Source organism: Streptococcus sp. 'group B' (assembly GCF_002073795.1).
GTDB classification, from domain to species: Bacteria; Bacillota; Bacilli; order Lactobacillales; family Streptococcaceae; genus Streptococcus; species Streptococcus agalactiae.
The window spans coordinates 2,024,762-2,043,283 of record NZ_CP020432.1; the positions used below are offsets into that span (position 1 = coordinate 2,024,762).

Genomic DNA, 18,522 nt, shown 5'->3' on the forward strand with positions numbered 1-18,522 from the left:
AAAGATGGCTCTGCACTCACTAGCCAATTACTTATTGACAATATTTTGTGGCTTGCCATCAAAGAAGGCAATGATGTTGTCAGCTGCTTCTTCAGCCAAAGTTCTACGTCCCTCAATAGTACCTGTCCCAGCATGTGGACTCATGATAACATTATCAAGACTTCTCAAGCCTTCAGATACCTGTGGTTCATTCTCAAAAACATCTAATCCCGCACCCGCGATTTCACCTTCTTTCAGAGCTTCAATAAGTGCTTCTTCAGAAACGATTGGGCCTCTAGCAGCGTTGATTAAGTAGCTTCGATTTTTCATCTTAGCAAAAACATCTTTATTGAATTTGTGGATTGTTGATGGTAATGCTGGGGCGTGGATGGTTATGACATCAGCTGTTTCAATAAGCTGATCAAATTCGAGATAGGTTACACCAAGCTCTTTTTCCTTATCTTCAGGAAGTCGATAAACATCATTGTAAACAACAGTCATCCCAAATGCTTTAGCAAAATTTGCGACTGTCAAACCGATGCGTCCCATTCCGTAAATACCTAATGTTGAACCTTGCAAAGTCAAACCTTGATAACGTTGTTCGCTCGGATCAATCCACTCTCCACTTCTTACAATACTATCATAAAATGCAAGGCGCTTACTGGCAGCTAAAATTAAAGCAAAAGTCATTTCCGCTGTCGGAACTCGTACTGCTTGAGGGGAATTAGAGACTACAATTCCTTTTTCTTTAGCATACGCAGTATCTACATGATCAAAACCAACCGCATTTAAAGAAATAATTTGTAAGTTTTCACCTGCATCAATCATCTCTTTATCACCTTTTTGTCCCATGAGTAACCATCCGTCATATTCAGATAAATGCTCTAACACATAGTCACGTGAAAATGGGCGATCTTCTGAATAAGTAACATCAAATCGGTCCATAAGCTTTCTTAGACCTTCTTTAGGCACAATACCCGTTACTAAGATTTTTTTCTTGTCCATATTGTCTCCTTCTTAAATTTATTTTACTAATTGATAAAGAGCAACTTCGCCACGTCCGTTATTGGCTGAGAAAAGATAAGCTTTTCCATCTTTTTCAAAAGCTAAGACATTACTAGAAGCTGCTTTTGCATCTACTAATTCTGAAACCAAGTGCCCATCTACAAAGTGAAAAAGCCTTAATTCTGCTTTTTCTGATCGCCACCCGAATACGAAACAAGTCTGATTAAGTAAACGACCACTCCAAATAGCGTGACCAAATGGGGTTTTTTCAGGATAATGGAATAATTCTCGACCGAAATCTTCAGTGAAGATACGTAAACGATCTCCATGAAAACCTTGGATGATCACATACTCATCCTTACCATCCTGATTAATATCCACTTTCACCACATCGCTTGTCTCCTCATCGAAAAGCCGTTCTAATTGCCAGTCGCCTGTAGTAGAAAATTCTGGATAAGTGAGTTTGAGTACCCCTTCTACTGAAGTAATCAATGAATATCCTTCATCCTGAATGGCATAGTATCCATGATTTTTTAATAAAGTTTGAGGCAATTGTTGCAATCCTTCCAATGTATGGTTTTGAGTATTAAAACGAGCAACAAAAATTCGGCCTTTATCACTCCAATCCTCAGTGTAGGCTTTACTGTTAGCAATTGTACAACCTATAAAGTAAAGTTGATTTTCTTTACCTTTAATGAGATCAAAGCGATGTAAATACGGAAAATCAAATGCGTTACAAATGTCCCAATGATCTCCTTGAAAACTTGCATAAACAACCTGACAATCTTTGGCCTTAAACCCTGGGTAAAATTTCTGGGTTGCCAAAAAATCCATGGTTCCGGGAATTGGAATAATACTCATGGTACCTCCCACATCTTCCCAAACAACAATTTTTGCTAAATCGCTATTCAAATCATAAGCAAAGCAGGCTTGATCAACCTCTGAAGCTACTAATAAAAAATCATAGTCTTGATTTTGCAAACGACAAACTGAATAACAAGCTTCAAGTCTGTCTGACAATAATTTATTAATCTTCATTCTATCCTCCTTTGGTGAAGATAAAACTTGAGTTAACCGTTTAACTAATGGTGCAAAAAAATAAAAACATTTGAGTTAAGAGAGTTAGAGATGGTTCGTTAAAAGCTTACCTATTCTTAAGTTAAACGGTTAACTCATTTATAGTTCTATTATACTATCATTTTTTATAAAAGCAAGCGTTTACATAGTGTTTTTTGCTTTTTTATAAAAAAATGCTTGCTCTCGCAAACATTTTTAAAAAGATTGACGAATAACGATTTGATTTTTTACTTCTAGTAACCTTGCAGTAGTTGGTTCGTTTCCTTGACTAATTTTTTCAATTAAACATTGGGCAGCCAGACAACCAATGCCATATGAATCCTGTTTTATACAGGAAACGTTTGGTGTAAGCACCTGCATCCATTCTAAATCTTCGTAACTCCCAAGACCATAATCCTCAGGGTATCTGACCGTTGATTGATTTAATTTTTTCATAAAATTCAAAAGAGTTGGACCGTTCATCATTAAGAACCCTGGTTTTTGCTCTGAATGTTCAATAATATCAAGAATTCTCTGTGTGCTACCATCTTCAGTGATAATAATCAACTTATCAGGATTTGAACTGACCACTTCTTTAAAACCTTCGTAACGAAGCTCACGGGTTGAAATCCCTTCAATGGGATAAGTGACAAAATAGATGTCATGATACCCAGTTTCTTGCATTTTTTCAAGAAATATTTGAGTCGATTCTTTATTGTCGGATACTACAGTATCTACCTTAATATCTTTAGCTTGTCTATCAACCATGACAAGACGATCATTACTCAAAGTTTCTATAAATGAATGATTAGGATCTACAGAATCTAAAATAATTCCTGAAACGTTTTGCTGATTTAAACGGTTTAAATTTTCCAACTCAATGTCAATATCATTATCCGAGTTAGTAAAGTTAACCGAGTAACCAAATTGTTGACAAGTATCATGTATTCCCTTCATCACAGACGAAATAAATGGATTGGTAATATCAGCAATAACGACCCCAATAGTACGGGTATTTTTTGTAACTAAACTTTGAGCAATCTTACTTGGTTGATAACCAGTCTCCTTAATAGCTAAACGGATTTTTTCTTTCGTTTGCAGAGACATTTTCTTATAGTTCCCATTGAGATAATAGGAAACTGTAGCTTTTGACACACCTACTAAATTTGCAATATCACTAATGGTTACCTTCTCAAACATCTCTATTTCCTTATTCTAATTAGACTTAATTTATCCGTATTATATCATTTAATAAGAAAAATGAAAATAAGTGTTCTTATTGGAGAAGATTATAAAAAAGACAAACCCATTATCAAAGTTTGTCTTTCACTAGTATAATTAAGAGTTTGCTTTATCGTAACACTACTTCTTCTTGAAACTATCCCAATCTTTTAAGAAAGTTTCAATCCCTTTATCAGTAAGCGGGTGAGTAAATAGTGATGCAAATGTTTTATCTGGAATAGTGGCAATGTGCGCACCGCATTTAGCGACGCCCTCCACATGCGCCAATCCACGAATGCTAGCAGCAATAATCTCAGATTGGAAACCATAAAAATCAATAATGTGACGAAGGTCACGAATCAAAGCATAAGCATCTGTTCCAATATCTTCAAGACGACCCACAAAAGGACTAATAAAGGTTGCACCAGCTTTCATTGCCGAAAGCCCTTGAGCCACAGTAAATATTAATGTCACATTTGTCTTTATACCTTCTTTTGATAATTGTGAAACTGCTGCTAAACCTTCTTCAGTCATTGGAATTTTAACAACAACATTTGGTGACCACTTAGCGATTTCTCTAGCTTCGGTAACCATTTCATCACAAGTTAAACCTGTCACTTCTGCACTAACTGGACCATCAACGATTTGGCAAATTTCGTTAATAACTTCTTTAAAGTCACGCCCCTCACGTGAAATAATAGTAGGATTGGTAGTAACACCATCAACGATTCCTAAACGATTAAGACGACGAATTTCAGAAACATCGGCAGTATCTAAAAAGTATTTCATATTATTCTCCTTAATGTTCTTGTCCTTTTTGACCATAATAAGCATTTGGTCCATGCTTACGTAAATAGTGTTTATCCATAATATATTTTGGAGCTGGTTCAACACGTGGATTAATTTGTTCAGTGAAACGATTCATCTTGGCAACTTCTTCAAGAACGACTGAGTGATAAACTGCTTGTGCTGGATCTTTCCCCCAAGTAAATGGTCCATGATTACGTACAACAATACCAGGAACAGCCATTGGATCTAAATTCCGACGTTCAAATTCCTCTATAATAACACTACCTGTTTCTTTTTCATAAGCAGTGTTAACTTCATCTTCACTAAGTGACCTAGCACATGGTACTGGCCCATAAAAATAATCTGCATGTGTTGTTCCATAAAATGGAATATCGCGACCCGCTTGTGCCCAGCCAACTGCTTCTGTTGAATGAGTATGAACAATACCACCGACTTCTGGCCATGCTTTATAAAGTTGAACATGAGTTGGAAGATCAGATGATGGATTCAAATCCCCCTCCACTATATTTCCCTCTAAGTCTGTGACAACCATATTTTCAGGTGTCAATTGGTCATAGTCAACTCCTGAAGGTTTGATAACAATCAATCCTGCTTCGCGGTCAACTTCAGAAACGTTACCCCAAGTAAATTTAACTAAACCATGAACTGGTAGTGATTTATTAGCTTCACACACGCGTTCACGCATTTCTTGCAATGATTTTGCCATATTATTTCACTCCTGCTTTCTCCATTAATGGGTAAAGAAAATCTTGCGCCTCTTTAATGGCTGCACGTGTTTCCTCTACAGTCTCACAGTTCTCCGACCACATTTCAATCAAGAATGGACCATTATAATTTGTTTTCTTAATGACAGCAAACATTTCTTCCCAATCAACACACCCTTGACCAAATGGAACATCACGGAATTGACCTTTAGACGTTTCGGTAACAGCATAGGTATCTTTAATATGAAGCGCTGCAATTGAGCGATGTCCATTATAAAATTCACTCCAAAGATCATTATGCCATGCTGATACATTTCCAGTATCTGGGTAGACAAAGAGATAAGGAGAATCAATCTCTTTTTCCACAGCCAAATATTTCTCAATGGAATTCATAAATGGGTCATCCATAATCTCAATAGACAGAATAACTTGTGCTTCTTCGGCCCAAGTACAAGCTTGACGAAGATTCTTAATAAAGCGTGCACGTGTCTCTGGAGATTTTTCTTCATAGTACACATCATATCCTGCTAATTGAATATTACGAATACCAATATCTTGAGCAAAGACGATACATTTTTTCATCATATCCATCGCACGCGCTTCTTTCTCAGGATCATTAGATCCCATTGGGAAACGACGATGACCACTAAATGTAATTGTTGGAACACGAACTCCTGTCTCAAAAATAGCTTTGACCAACTCAAGGCGTTCTTCTTTTGACCACTCCAAACGTGCCAAACGTTCATCTGACTCATCAATGGATAATTCTACAAAATCAAATCCCAATTCTTTAGCAAATTGTAGGCGTTCTAACCAGTTAAAATGTTTTGGTGTTGCCTTCTCGTAAATTCCTATTGGACGTGTCATACATTACCCCCAAATACGTTTAATTTCATCCTTAAATGCACGTGCTGCTGCGGCTGGATCATCTGCCTCTGTAATACCACGACCCGCAATAAAAGTAAAGACATCAACACCTTCAAATAATTGAAGAGTATCAGTTGATAAACCACCAGTTACAGAAACTCGGAAGCCCATATCAATCAATTTTTTAACCTTATTAAGATCTTTTTCTCCCCATGTTTCGCCAGCAAGAAGCGCATCACGAGATTGGTGATAAATGGCTTGTGAAATACCTGCATCCAACCATTGTTGCGCTTGCTCATAAGTCCAATCACCATATAGTTCGATTTGAATTTCTCCACGATCGCCGCGTTCTTCTTTGATAGCTTTTAAGGCTGCTTCCATTGTTGGAATAGTAGCACAACAGATACAAGTCATCCAGTCTGCACCGCGAACAGCATTATTTTTAGCAACAGTCCCACCAGCATCAGCACATTTTGTATCAGCAACAATTATTTTGTCAGGGAAGAGACTGCGAAGGACCTCAACTAATTCACTACCTACTTGAAGAAGGCAAACAGTTCCAGCTTCAATAACATCAACTTCATGTCCTACTGATACGGCAGCTTTGATAGCTCCTTGTAAATCTGAGTGGTCAAGTGCAACTTGTAAATTTGGTAAACGTTTTGTCATGTTGTTTATTCTAAGGACCTGATAAAAATACTCACTTTATTTGTGGCAAAGAGTTTCTTATCACAGAGATTTTTTATAAGTCCTATCCTTTCTATTAATATCAGTTTATTGATTAGCTTTCTAAATCTAAACCTTCTAAATATGGGCTGTTTTTTGATTCCTCTACCATTGCAAGGACTTCTTTTGCTTCTTGGCATTCCGTCAAGCGCTGAATTGAATTTTCCAATTCAAAAAGGGCAATAATTTGAGGGATAGCAACAGAAGTATGAATAGCTGAACTTGTTGCAGCAAGTGCTAACAATACTGAGACTTCTTTGCCATCTGGAAAGACTACTGGCTCTGTTAATGTAATTAATGAAAATGCATCACGTTTTACGCCTGCTTCTGGACGAGCATGAGGCATCGCCATACCCGGCATAAGAATGTAGTACGGACCAAATTCCTCTGTAGATTCAATAATGGCATCGTAATATTCTGCATCAACAGCACCACTTTCAATTAATGGATCAATTGATAATTTGATTGCTTCTTTCCAATCGCTTGCAGATAATTTAAGACGAATTGAGTCATTTTCGATAAAGGCTTGTTTTAAATTCATGATTTCTCCTTAAAAGTCTAAAGATATGGGAGAGAAACTTTTGTCTCACTCCCTTTGTCTATTAACTTACAAAATTTCTTGTAGTTTTGTTTTTATTTCATTGTCATCCATAAGGTTGTCAAGACCTACTAAATGACCTTTTGTACGTCCGTCTAATTCATGGATAAGGTGGTTTGAAGCAACCACGATATCATAGTTCGCAGCTAAACCTTTTGCTTCTCCGACTGAGCAAGATGCTGACTCAAAGTTGCTAACGCCTAATTGACGAAGCGCATTTTCAACTTTCATTTTGATAACCATTGATGATCCCATGCCGTTTCCGCATGCTGTAAGAACTTTAACCATTTTTATTTCCTCCGTTATAAATTTCTATTATTCTGCAGGCGCATCACCACGATAGTATGCTTCTTTATCTTTAGATTTCATAAATTGAAGTTGTGGAATAGCTAAGAAGAAGAGACATACAATCACGTAACCAGCAATACCTAAATACTTGAAGATGTAACCAAATGCTAACCATGGGAATTCAAAGTCGATATTTCCATGATAACCACCTGCAAGTCCTAAAAGACCTACAGCAACAGCACCAAGTGCCACCTGAATAATACCTGAGATAAATGATAGAGCTACTGCTGCTTTCCAGCCACCACGTTTATCTGCATAAACAGCGATTGCCGCATTATCAAAGAATACTGGAACGAATCCTGTGATAATCAAGATTGGATTTTTGAAGACAACAAGTAGAGCGATTGTAATTAATTGACCAATCAAACCAAAAGCAAATCCTGAAAGAACTGCATTTGAAGAACCAAAACCATATGAAGCTGCAACGTCAACCGCTGGGAATGATCCTGGAAGAAGTTTGTTTGAGATACCTTGGAAGGCATTTGTCAATTCTGTAACGAACATGCGTACACCTTGCATCAAAATGAAAAGGTAAACTGAGAATGTCAATGATGTTTGAAGGATGTACATGAAGAAAGCTTGCTTAGTTGGTACAAATGCACCAGGTCCGATTAATTTAACATTAGACATAATGTCTGGACCAAGGACAGCTAAGATTCCTCCAAAGAAAACTAGCATCAATGTTGCTGATGCAACAACTGTATCATGGAAAATATTTAAGAATGTTGGTAATTTTAAGTTATCAAGATTTTCTTCTTTTTTACCGAAAAATGGCGCAACTTTATCAACAAACCAAATTGCAAATTGTTGTTGATGTCCGATGGCAAATCCGCCACCACCTGTAAGGCGTTGAGTTGCTTCAACGGTCATATTAGAACTTACCGCCCAATATAGACCACAAATGATACCAACAGCCCATGCACCAAAACCATTACGAAGTTGTGGAATCAAGAGCAGTACAAATACTGAAATTGTTGCAGCTTGTTGTACCATGATATGACCAGTAATAAAAAGAGTACGGACTTTAGTTACTTTACGAAGAGCAACCAAGAGAATGTTAATCCCAAAACCAATCAAGAGTGCTGTTGTTGCAACACTGATAAAGCCCATTGTTTCTAACTTAGCATTTGCTGATGCTAAACCAAAGTAAGGGTCAATAACAGCAGCTTCTAAATGAAATTTTTTAGCAAGAGCAACTAAGATTGGACGGAATGTATTAACCAATCCTCCTGCACCTACGTTCAAAATCAAATATCCAACGGTCGCTTTGATAAAACCAGCAAAGACATCATGAAGTGGTTTCTTCAATAAAAGATACCCAATGAGTACCAACAGACCTACGAAGAAGGCTGGATTCTGCAAGATATTTTGCGAGAACCAATTAAGGGGAGCTAGGAAGTTTTCCATAACTAAAGACCTCTCTTTATTTAAGTAATGTTTTTTTGTATCTTTATTATATTTTTTGTAAGCGTTTTAAAAAAGACCAAGAAGTACACACTTAAGTGTGCAAAATTGTGCTGAACCTAATTTACAAAAAAATCATGTATCCTAAGATACATGATTTTTTATATTTTTTAATGTAGACTCCTAATGATTTCTACACGCGTCACAAGACCATCGTGCATACTATCAACACGCAATGCAACGTTATTAATATAGACTACTGAACCAATAGCAACGTCCTTTTCCTCATCATTTAAATGACGAACAAGTAAGTCTCCTAAAGTTTCATTGGGTTGACAAGGTAGTTGAACCCTAGCTAAAATATTAGCTTTTTTGACTTTGTTATTAGCACGTAAAACAATGTTGCTTGACTCATCAAAATGGGTGAAAAGATATTTACGAACAGCAAACAAAATAGCAACTGAAGCAATCCCCATAAGGTAATCTGAAACACTACCATGTTCAATTACAAGTTGACGAGCTAAGGCAAACAATAACACTTCAATTAAAGTATCAGGGGAAGGTTTTGAAAACATTTTGATCAACTCAATCCCGACTGCTATTGTCATGGCGCGAGCAAGGAAAGTCTGGAACAACTTATCAACATTTTGATCAACAGACAACATGCTAAACAAATCATGAAAGAGTGCTAAACTAAAGAAAATAATAGCTGTTGCCAGAATAACTGACAAAGCAATCTCTAAATAATAAGCCACCTCTACAATAACATCTTGGAAAAATTTACGCATACAATCTCCTCTTTTATAAACTAATAACATTATAACATTTCGTCGTTAAAGTTACTAATTCAATGAAACAATAGTAACCGCCCCTCCATAAACCTTTTAATCAGTACTAACGAATGTTTGATTATACATTATGATATAATAAGCTTATTGGTAAATAAGTAGGAGGAAATGAAATATTGATTAATAAACGGTTAAGAACAATCTTCTTACTACATTATCTGTTAGCGCTACTACTTCTTATAGACATTATCTTTACGATTGATTTTATAATTCACACGTCAACAATTCCCAAAAATAGTCTATCATATATAGGTTATGGTCAAGGATTTGGTTGGTCTATGATTCTTATTAATTTGATAGCTCTACCTATTTGCTTCCTAGCAGAATTGTCAGCTGGTCTACTATTAAAATTAGAAATGCATAAGCAACATGGCTACTATCCTCTGGAACGCTTATTGATGACTGGTAGTATTCTAACAGTTGTATCGCTAGTATTATTACATACTTTGATTCACAATATCAATTCACTTCTTTTTTTATCAATTATAGTAGTTTTATTGATTTCTGGGAAGTCCTTAAGTCTTATTAGTATCTATCTATTAAAAAGAAAAAGTAAACATCAAAAAGTCTGACTGTACAGTCAGATTTTTAATATTAAATATTTGACCAAACAGACTCAAGAATGTTTGTTTGTTCACGACCAGGCCCTACTGAGAAAGTAGAAATACGAACACCAACCAATTCGCCAACACGGCGAACGTAATTACGTGCATTTTCTGGAAGATCATCTAAGCTACGGCAAGCTGTAATATCTTCAGACCAGCCCGGTAATTCTTCATAGATTGGTTTACAACGTTTTAGCTGTTCAAGGCTTGCTGGGTAATAGTCAATACGTTTCCCATCAAGGTCATAAGCCACACAAATTTTCACCGTATCAAGCCCTGAAAGAACATCAATTGAATTCAGAGAGAGGTTAGTAATACCTGATACTCGACGGCTGTGACGCATAACAACAGAATCAAACCATCCAACGCGACGAGGACGACCAGTCGTTGTACCATACTCTTTACCAATCTCACGAATACGGTCACCAACCTCATCAAAAAGTTCTGTTGGGAATGGTCCATCGCCAACACGGCTAGTGTAAGCTTTACATACACCTACCACTTTATTAATTTTACTTGGTCCAACTCCCGAACCAATTGTGACACCACCTGCTACTGGATTGGAAGATGTTACAAATGGGTATGTTCCTTGATCAATGTCGAGCATAACTCCTTGTGCTCCTTCAAAAAGAACACGTTTACCGGCATCAAGAGCATCATTTAAGATAACGGATGTATCAGTCACATATTGCTTAATTTGTTGACCATATTCATAATATTCTTCGAAAATATCATCAAATTCAAGAGGTGTACTGTCATACATTTTTTCAAATAAACGATTTTTCTCAGCTAAATTAATTTTCAAACGCTCAGCAAAAACTTCTCTATCAAGAAGGTCAGCAATACGGATACCGACACGCGCAGCCTTGTCCATGTAAGCTGGCCCAATTCCTTTGATGGTTGTTCCAATTTTATTATCACCTTTAGCATCTTCTTGTAGTTGGTCAAGCTTGATGTGGTATGGCAAGATAACATGCGCACGATCTGAAATACGAAGGTTATCCGTTGTTACACCTTCTCCGTGAAGATAAGCTAACTCTTTAACTAATGATTTCGGATTAACGACAACACCATTACCAATGACAGAAATTTTTTCTTTGAAGAAAATTCCTGAAGGAATTAAATGAAGTTTAAATTTTTTGTTATCAATAACGATAGTATGCCCAGCGTTATCACCACCTTGATAACGTGCAATTACTTCTGCGTCAGCAGATAAAAAATCTGTAATTTTACCTTTACCTTCGTCACCCCATTGGGTACCTACTACAACAACTGAAGTCATATTTATTTAACACTGAGTGAGCCTTTTTGGGACTCCCCAATCCTTTCTGGAAAAACATGGCAGGAATTTCACCTGCGAGTTTGTCTGACACCTTATTATAGCAAAAAATGTTTTTTTTGCCAAATTCCTCAAATATTATCGGAAAAAAAGAAAAAAATAATTATTAGAAGTGTAAAAAAACGGTAAAAAACTAACATTATAGTTGATAAAGAAATCTTGAAATTTACTGATACCAGCATTCTTAACAATAAAAAAATTCAACAATCTTTTTATTAGAGTCGTTGAATTTTAAATTATCAATAACAGTTATCACAAGTCAGATATCATATCTATATTAATGATATTTACTATTAGCTTTTCATGAAGTAACTAGTTATCTCTAGCCTGTAGCTCTTCTTTTGTAACTAATTTATAATCTTTAAAAACAATGCCTCCAAAATAGCCTGCTAGTAAAGATAGGATAATACAACCTAGAGCGGTTATTAGTACTTTTATCATTGGGTTATAGGCAAACATGACAGCAAATCCTGCAATTGGTGTCGCTGTTCCAGGAGTATCATTAACTAATTTCATCAAGGCAATTAAAATACCACAAGCTGCACCACCAACAAAATTAGTGACATAGATTGGAATAGGGTTAGCTGAAGTCACGTCAGCTTGAGTTAGAGGCTCAACAGCAAAAGCTATATTATCTTTACGACTTCCAAGTTTTAATTTATGGAAAAGTACACCATTCATAAATGACGAACCAAAGACAGACAAGGCTCCTATAGCCATAGGCATTCCGGTTAATCCTAGCATAGCTGTCAATGCCATAGAAGAAAGTGGTGCTGTCGCCACTACTACAATTGTCCCGCCAAGTATAACCCCCATTAAAATAGGGTTGCTATGAGCACCTGATGTTAAGATATCTCCAATGGTGAGCAAAGTGCTATTAATAAGCGGCGTCAACAGTTTGGCCACAAGACGTGTTAATGGTGCACCAATAATAATAATTGAAATAAGATCTAAACCACCAGGAATATTTCTTTCCATCCACTTAACAAGAAATCCCACTAAATATCCTGCAAGGAAACCAGGAATAATACCTGTTCCAGAAACAGATAAACCAATTAAAACTGCGTATCCTGGGGTTACACCAATAGCAATAGTAACCAATATAGCTGCAGCTACACCAGAAAGTGAACCATTAGCACCACCCACTTCACTTAAAAATTGAAATCCCAAAACTTTACCAAAGAAAGAATCTTGAAAAGCTTCTACAAGGAAGGATGCACAAGCCGCAGATGCCAATGCTCCCATTGCTTTTGTTCCGTAGGGTGCTTTATAATTAAATAAAGTGAAAATCGCTAATACAAGTATTAAAAGACTGGTCCCAATAATGATATTCATAAATATACTCCCGCTAAAAATAGTTAAGTTTTTTATTCTCAGTGTCTGTGTACTACTGCTTCAATTTCAATAAAGGCGCCTTTAGGTAATACTGAAACTTAATTGTACTACGAACTGGATAAGGTGCAACAAAGAAGTCCGACATAATTATTAGGCTTATCTCATGGATTACTCCTTAGTTGCTAATATAATCACATTTTACCTAAAAGCATAACCATAGTCAATAATAATTTTTTATTTTCTTAACTTTTTTTTATTACGATAATTTTTTATTACATTAATCTTTTAAAATAGTCTGATATTGTCTTTTAACCATAAATATATTACTATAATAGTAAGATTAGCATAGAGGAACTACGATATGGATAAAGAAAAATTAGACTATTGGAAGACGATAATAACGTTTCTCCATAATGTTTTAGGTGATAATTACGAAATTGTTTTGCATGTAGTAGATGAAAATGATATCTATATTGGTGAGTTGGTTAATAGTCACATTAGTGGACGAACCATAAGTTCACCTCTAACGACTTTCGCCCTTGATTTAATCAAGAATAAAGTTTATAAGGAAAAAGATTTTGTTACTAACTATAAGGCGATTGTCAGCCCTCTCAATAAAGAAGTTCGTGGATCTACTTTCTTCATCAAGAATGCTCAAAATGAACTTGAAGGGATGTTATGTATCAACCTTGATATTTCTGCATACCAAAATATTGCTTTGGATATTCTAGACTTAGTTAATTTAAATGTTAACAAAATACTATCTAAGTCCCCTCAAAAAATTTCTCTCCCTCAACAGGAGGAACCTGTAGAAGTTCTATCAGGCAATATTCAGGATATTATTAGTGAGATTGTTGATCCTAGTCTTTTAAATCAGAATATTCATTTAAGTCAAGAAGTTAAGGTAGAAATTGTTTCTAAACTTCACGAAAAAGGTGTATTCCAATTAAAAGGTGCCGTTTCAAAGGTCGCTGAAGTTCTCAACATCTCCGAACCAAGCGTCTATCGTTATCTTAAAAAAATTGAAACTCATTAACTCTAAAGCTCTTTTTAACTTATAGATTAATAAGATTGGACTCAAAAGTTCAATCTTTTATTTTTTATGACACCAGTATAAGATTATTTTAGTTTTCTGTGCCGTAAAACTTAGTTTTTATTATTTTTTTGATAAACTAGTATCATCTGTTACTAGGAGGAATGTTGTCGTGATTATCGATCAACTGTTACAAAGAAGCCACTCTCATCTACCGATTCTACAAGCTACATTTGGCTTAGAGAGAGAAAGCCTTCGTATTCACCAACCCACTCAAAGGGTTGCTCAAACACCCCATCCCAAAACATTAGGGAGTCGTAACTATCATCCTTATATCCAAACGGATTATAGTGAACCTCAATTAGAACTCATTACACCTATTGCAAAGGATAGCCAAGAAGCCATTCGATTTTTGAAAGCTATAAGTGATGTCGCTGGACGATCTATCAACCACGATGAATACTTATGGCCGCTTTCTATGCCACCCAAAGTGAGGGAAGAAGACATACAGATTGCCCAATTAGAGGATGCTTTTGAATATGATTATCGCAAATATTTGGAGAAAACTTATGGAAAACTAATACAATCCATCTCTGGAATTCACTATAATCTCGGTTTAGGTCAAGAGTTATTAACTTCTCTCTTTGAATTGAGTCAAGCAGATAATGCTATTGATTTTCAGAACCAGCTTTACATGAAATTGTCTCAAAATTTTTTACGTTACCGTTGGTTACTAACTTATCTATACGGAGCGAGCCCAGTAGCTGAAGAAGACTTTTTAAATCAGAAACTTAATAACCCTGTCCGGTCACTTAGAAATAGTCACTTAGGCTATGTGAATCATAAAGATATTCGTATTTCTTATACTAGCTTGAAGGATTATGTCAACGATCTAGAAAATGCTGTAAAAAGTGGGCAATTGATTGCTGAGAAAGAATTTTATTCACCTGTTCGTCTCCGTGGTAGTAAGTCCTGTCGTAATTATTTAGAAAAAGGAATTACATATTTAGAATTTCGCACTTTTGATCTCAACCCATTTAGCCCAATCGGTATAACGCAGGAAACTGTTGATACTGTTCACCTTTTCTTATTGGCGCTTTTGTGGATAGATTCTAGTAGTCATATTGACCAAGATATCAAGGAAGCCAATAGATTAAATGACCTTATAGCACTCAGTCATCCATTAGAAAAATTACCTAATCAAGCACCAGTTTCTGACTTAGTGGATGCTATGCAATCTGTTATCCAACATTTTAACTTACCACCTTACTATCAAGACCTATTGGAATCTGTAAAAAGGCAAATTCAGTCACCTAAATTAACGGTAGCTGGTCAACTTTTAGAAATGATTGAAGGACTTTCCTTAGAAACATTTGGACAAAGACAAGGACAAATTTATCACGATTATGCTTGGGAAGCTCCCTACGCCTTAAAGGGATATGAAACGATGGAACTTTCTACCCAATTGCTACTATTTGACGTTATCCAAAAAGGAGTCAACTTCGAAGTACTGGATGAACAAGATCAATTCCTAAAATTATGGCACAATAGTCATATTGAGTACGTTAAAAATGGTAATATGACCTCAAAAGATAACTATATTGTACCGCTCGCTATGGCTAACAAAGTTGTTACAAAAAAAATCCTAGATGAAAAGCATTTCCCAACTCCTTTTGGAGATGAATTTACTGACCGTAAAGAGGCACTTAACTATTTTTCACAAATCCAAGATAAACCAATCGTCGTTAAGCCAAAATCTACAAACTTTGGTTTAGGCATTTCTATTTTTAAAACATCAGCTAACTTAGCTTCTTATGAAAAAGCAATTGACATTGCTTTTGCCGAAGATAGCGCTATTCTTGTGGAAGAATATATTGAGGGTACCGAATACCGTTTCTTCGTCCTTGAGGGGGACTGTATTGCTGTATTGCTTAGGGTAGCAGCTAATGTCGTTGGAGATGGTATTCATACTATTAGTCAGCTAGTTAAACTTAAAAACCAAAACCCTCTCAGAGGCTATGATCATCGCTCTCCTCTAGAGGTTATTGAGCTCGGAGAAGTAGAACAGTTAATGTTGGAACAACAAGGATACACTGTTAACAGTATCCCTCCAGAAGGAACAAAAATAGAACTTCGCCGTAATTCTAATATTTCCACTGGCGGTGACTCTATAGATGTAACAAATACAATGGATCCTACATATAAACAACTAGCAGCTGAGATGGCAGAGGCTATGGGGGCTTGGGTTTGTGGAGTTGATTTAATTATTCCTAATGCCACTCAAGCATACTCAAAAGATAAGAAAAATGCTACTTGCATTGAACTAAACTTTAACCCATTGATGTATATGCACACCTACTGTCAAGAGGGGCCTGGTCAATCTATTACACCTCGAATTTTGGCTAAACTGTTCCCAGAATTATAACTAAAAAGAGTTCCTTAGGCTAAGCTTAAGGAATTTTTGGTTAAAATAAAGTTATCCCTTGTCATCACTAGTTCATTTAAGATAAAATATTAACAACTACAGAAAGTTAGGTTAAATATTATTATGGTTAAAAAACGCTATTCCAAAAATTCTCATAATCTAATAACATTACTTGGTATTGTTGTTCTTGCTTCCCTGATTTCAGACTTTTGGAGTGAGGTGATTGCTACTCTGTTAATTATTGGTGGTGGTTATTGTGCCTATTACGTTTATGATAAAAAGCGTCTTAAATGTTTTACATCAAACCAACGTATTGAAGCTTTAAAATCCGATATTAAAGAGACTGACCAAGACATTAGACACTTGGAAATTTTAAAAAAAGACAATCGTTCTAAGGAATATATCAAATTAGCACATCAAATATTACCTCAATTGGACCTAATTCGTAATGAAGCAAACCAACTACAAAAAGCCATTGAGCCTAATATCTATAAACGTATCACCAAAAAAGCAAATACATTTAGTAATGAGATTAACGAACAATTAATAAAGCTACATGCCTCTCCAGAACTAGAACCTATTTCTGATCAGGAAGATGAAATGATACGCATTGCTCCGGAATTAAAACCGTTCTATCACAATATTCAAGATGATCACTATGCTATCTTAAAAAAGATTGAAGAGGCAGATAACAAAGCTGAATTAGCAGCAATTCATCAAGCCAATATGAAACGTTTTACAGATGTTCTGGCTGGCTACATCAGAATCAAACAATCTCCTAAAAATTTTAACAATGCTAAGGAACGCCTAGAACAAGCATTACAAGCAATTAAAAAATTTAATTTAGATTTAGATGAAACGCTGCGCCAATTGAATGAAAGTGATATGAAAGATTTTGACGTTAGCCTAAGAATGATGCAAGACGAAAGGAACAATAAATGAGCGATACCTTTAATTTTGATATTGACCAAATTGCAGACAATGCTATCACTAAAACAGATAAAACAACAGAAATTATTTCCAACCAGACAACAAGCCAAACTGGGCAAATTGCCTTTTTTGAAAAACTAACACCAGCACAAAAGTCTGCTATCTCTGAAAAAACACCAGCTTTGGTAGATACTTTTGTCGGTGACCAAAATGCGCTCCTTGATTTTGGACAATCCGCAGTAGAAGGCGTTAATACTACTGTTAATCATATCTTGTCTGAGCAGAAAAAAATTCAAATTCCTCAAGTTGATGATTTACTAAAAAATGCTAATCGCGAACTAAATGGATTTATTGCCAAATATAAAGATGCTACTCCGGCAGAATTAGAGAAAAAACCAAACTTGATTCAAAAATTATTCAAACAAAGCAAGACCTCGCTACAGGAATTTTATTTTGACTCACAAAACATCGAGCAAAAAATGGATATGATGGCAGCAAATGTTGTCAAACAAGAAGATACTTTGGCAAGAAATATCGTCTCTGCTGAAATGCTCATTGAAGATAATACTAAATCTATTGAAAATTTGGTTGGAGTTATTGCTTTTATTGAATCGAGTCAAGCCGAGGCTGCCAATCGTGCAAGCCACTTACAACAAGAAATTCTAGCATTAGATAGCCAAACGTCCGAATATCAAATTAAAAGTAACCAATTAGCCCGAATGACTGAAGTTATCAATACCCTCGAACAGCAACATACGGAATATGTCAGCCGTCTCTACGTTGCATGGGCAACAACACCACAGATGCGAAACTTGGTCAAAGTATCGTCAGATATGCGTCAGAAACTTGGTATGTTACGTCGAAATACCATTCCAACAATGAAACTCTCAATCGCTCAGTTAGGCATGATGCAACAATCTGTCAAATCCGGTGTCACTGCTGATGCTATTGTCAACGCTAATAATGCAGCATTGCAAATGCTGGCTGAAACTAGTAAAGAAGCGATTCCGATGTTAGAGAAGACCGCACAAAGCCCCACTGTTTCTATTAAATCTGTCACTGCATTAGCTGAAAGCTTAGTGGCTCAAAATAATGGTATTATCGCTGCCATAGACAAAGGACGTAAGGAACGTGCCCAATTAGAATCTGCTGTTATTAAATCGGCTGAAACAATCAATGATTCTGTCAAAATTCGTGATAAAAAAATAGTTGAAGCCTTACTCAACGAAGGTAAATCTACCCAAGAAAAAGTTGATGAGTCTTAACTTACTATCATATCCACTATATAA

The 18,522-nt window shown here is 36.0% G+C and carries 18 protein-coding genes; 5 read left to right on the forward strand and 13 right to left on the reverse strand.

Annotation, left to right across the window (positions count from 1 at the left end):
• Nucleotides 1-27: 27 nt before the first annotated feature.
• From A6J68_RS10610 to A6J68_RS10660, 11 genes are all read right to left on the reverse strand, one after another.
• Nucleotides 28-984: an NAD(P)-dependent oxidoreductase gene (locus tag A6J68_RS10610; RefSeq protein WP_000358400.1), complete on the reverse strand. Its 957-nt coding sequence runs from the start codon at nt 982-984 to the stop codon at nt 28-30.
• Between the two features lie 18 nt (nt 985-1,002).
• Complete coding sequence (locus A6J68_RS10615) at nt 1,003-2,022, reverse strand: hypothetical protein (RefSeq protein WP_000700540.1); 1,020 nt, start codon at nt 2,020-2,022, stop codon at nt 1,003-1,005.
• Between the two features lie 234 nt (nt 2,023-2,256).
• Complete coding sequence (locus tag A6J68_RS10620) at nt 2,257-3,240, reverse strand: LacI family DNA-binding transcriptional regulator (protein ID WP_000462141.1); 984 nt, start codon at nt 3,238-3,240, stop codon at nt 2,257-2,259.
• Nucleotides 3,241-3,402: 162 nt separating this feature from the next.
• Nucleotides 3,403-4,050, reverse strand: a complete 648-nt coding sequence (fsa, locus tag A6J68_RS10625) for a fructose-6-phosphate aldolase (RefSeq protein ID WP_000873297.1) — start codon at nt 4,048-4,050, stop codon at nt 3,403-3,405.
• 10 nt (nt 4,051-4,060) lie between these two features.
• The gene (locus A6J68_RS10630; RefSeq protein WP_001129980.1) at nt 4,061-4,777 is read right to left on the reverse strand and encodes an L-ribulose-5-phosphate 4-epimerase; all 717 of its coding nucleotides are present in this window, start codon (nt 4,775-4,777) and stop codon (nt 4,061-4,063) included.
• A gap of 1 nt (nt 4,778) precedes the next feature.
• Complete coding sequence (locus tag A6J68_RS10635; RefSeq protein ID WP_000197816.1) at nt 4,779-5,642, reverse strand: L-ribulose-5-phosphate 3-epimerase; 864 nt, start codon at nt 5,640-5,642, stop codon at nt 4,779-4,781.
• A gap of 3 nt (nt 5,643-5,645) precedes the next feature.
• Nucleotides 5,646-6,311, reverse strand: a complete 666-nt coding sequence (locus A6J68_RS10640) for a 3-keto-L-gulonate-6-phosphate decarboxylase UlaD (protein WP_000166859.1) — start codon at nt 6,309-6,311, stop codon at nt 5,646-5,648.
• A gap of 112 nt (nt 6,312-6,423) precedes the next feature.
• A complete protein-coding gene (locus A6J68_RS10645; RefSeq protein ID WP_001049921.1) occupies nt 6,424-6,909 on the reverse strand; it encodes a PTS sugar transporter subunit IIA in 486 nt (161 codons plus the stop codon).
• 66 nt (nt 6,910-6,975) lie between these two features.
• On the reverse strand, nt 6,976-7,254 hold the full coding sequence (locus A6J68_RS10650) for a PTS sugar transporter subunit IIB (RefSeq protein ID WP_000241475.1): 279 nt from the start codon (nt 7,252-7,254) through the stop codon (nt 6,976-6,978).
• A gap of 27 nt (nt 7,255-7,281) precedes the next feature.
• A complete protein-coding gene (locus tag A6J68_RS10655; protein ID WP_000427086.1) occupies nt 7,282-8,721 on the reverse strand; it encodes a PTS sugar transporter subunit IIC in 1,440 nt (479 codons plus the stop codon).
• A 167-nt stretch (nt 8,722-8,888) separates the two neighbouring features.
• The gene (locus tag A6J68_RS10660) at nt 8,889-9,506 is read right to left on the reverse strand and encodes a phosphate-starvation-inducible PsiE family protein (protein ID WP_001224526.1); all 618 of its coding nucleotides are present in this window, start codon (nt 9,504-9,506) and stop codon (nt 8,889-8,891) included.
• 338 nt (nt 9,507-9,844) lie between these two features.
• On the opposite strand from A6J68_RS10660, the gene A6J68_RS11525 reads away from it, so the two are divergent.
• Entirely contained in the window at nt 9,845-10,138 is a 294-nt protein-coding gene (locus A6J68_RS11525; protein WP_000600816.1) for a hypothetical protein, read from the forward strand.
• Between the two features lie 22 nt (nt 10,139-10,160).
• On the opposite strand, the gene A6J68_RS10670 is transcribed toward A6J68_RS11525, so the two are convergent.
• Together A6J68_RS10670 and A6J68_RS10675 are read right to left on the reverse strand one after the other, a co-directional pair.
• Nucleotides 10,161-11,453 (reverse strand): adenylosuccinate synthase, encoded by a 1,293-nt coding sequence (locus A6J68_RS10670; protein WP_000205037.1) that lies wholly within the window; start codon nt 11,451-11,453, stop codon nt 10,161-10,163.
• A 369-nt stretch (nt 11,454-11,822) separates the two neighbouring features.
• Nucleotides 11,823-12,845: a PTS fructose transporter subunit IIC gene (locus A6J68_RS10675; protein ID WP_001021305.1), complete on the reverse strand. Its 1,023-nt coding sequence runs from the start codon at nt 12,843-12,845 to the stop codon at nt 11,823-11,825.
• Nucleotides 12,846-13,206: 361 nt separating this feature from the next.
• On the opposite strand from A6J68_RS10675, the gene A6J68_RS10680 reads away from it, so the two are divergent.
• From A6J68_RS10680 to A6J68_RS10695, 4 genes are all read left to right on the forward strand, one after another.
• Nucleotides 13,207-13,881 carry a transcriptional regulator gene (locus A6J68_RS10680; RefSeq protein WP_000356663.1) on the forward strand — a complete coding sequence of 225 codons (675 nt, stop codon included), beginning with the start codon at nt 13,207-13,209 and terminating at the stop codon, nt 13,879-13,881.
• A gap of 169 nt (nt 13,882-14,050) precedes the next feature.
• Nucleotides 14,051-16,303, forward strand: coding sequence for a bifunctional glutamate--cysteine ligase GshA/glutathione synthetase GshB (gene gshAB, locus A6J68_RS10685; protein ID WP_000582665.1), 2,253 nt, complete (start codon nt 14,051-14,053; stop codon nt 16,301-16,303).
• Between the two features lie 123 nt (nt 16,304-16,426).
• A complete protein-coding gene (locus tag A6J68_RS10690; protein ID WP_000239570.1) occupies nt 16,427-17,245 on the forward strand; it encodes a hypothetical protein in 819 nt (272 codons plus the stop codon).
• On the forward strand, nt 17,242-18,498 hold the full coding sequence (locus A6J68_RS10695; protein ID WP_001285395.1) for a toxic anion resistance protein: 1,257 nt from the start codon (nt 17,242-17,244) through the stop codon (nt 18,496-18,498). The genes A6J68_RS10690 and A6J68_RS10695 overlap by 4 nt, the downstream gene beginning before the upstream one ends.
• The last annotated feature ends 24 nt before the right edge of the window (nt 18,499-18,522 follow it).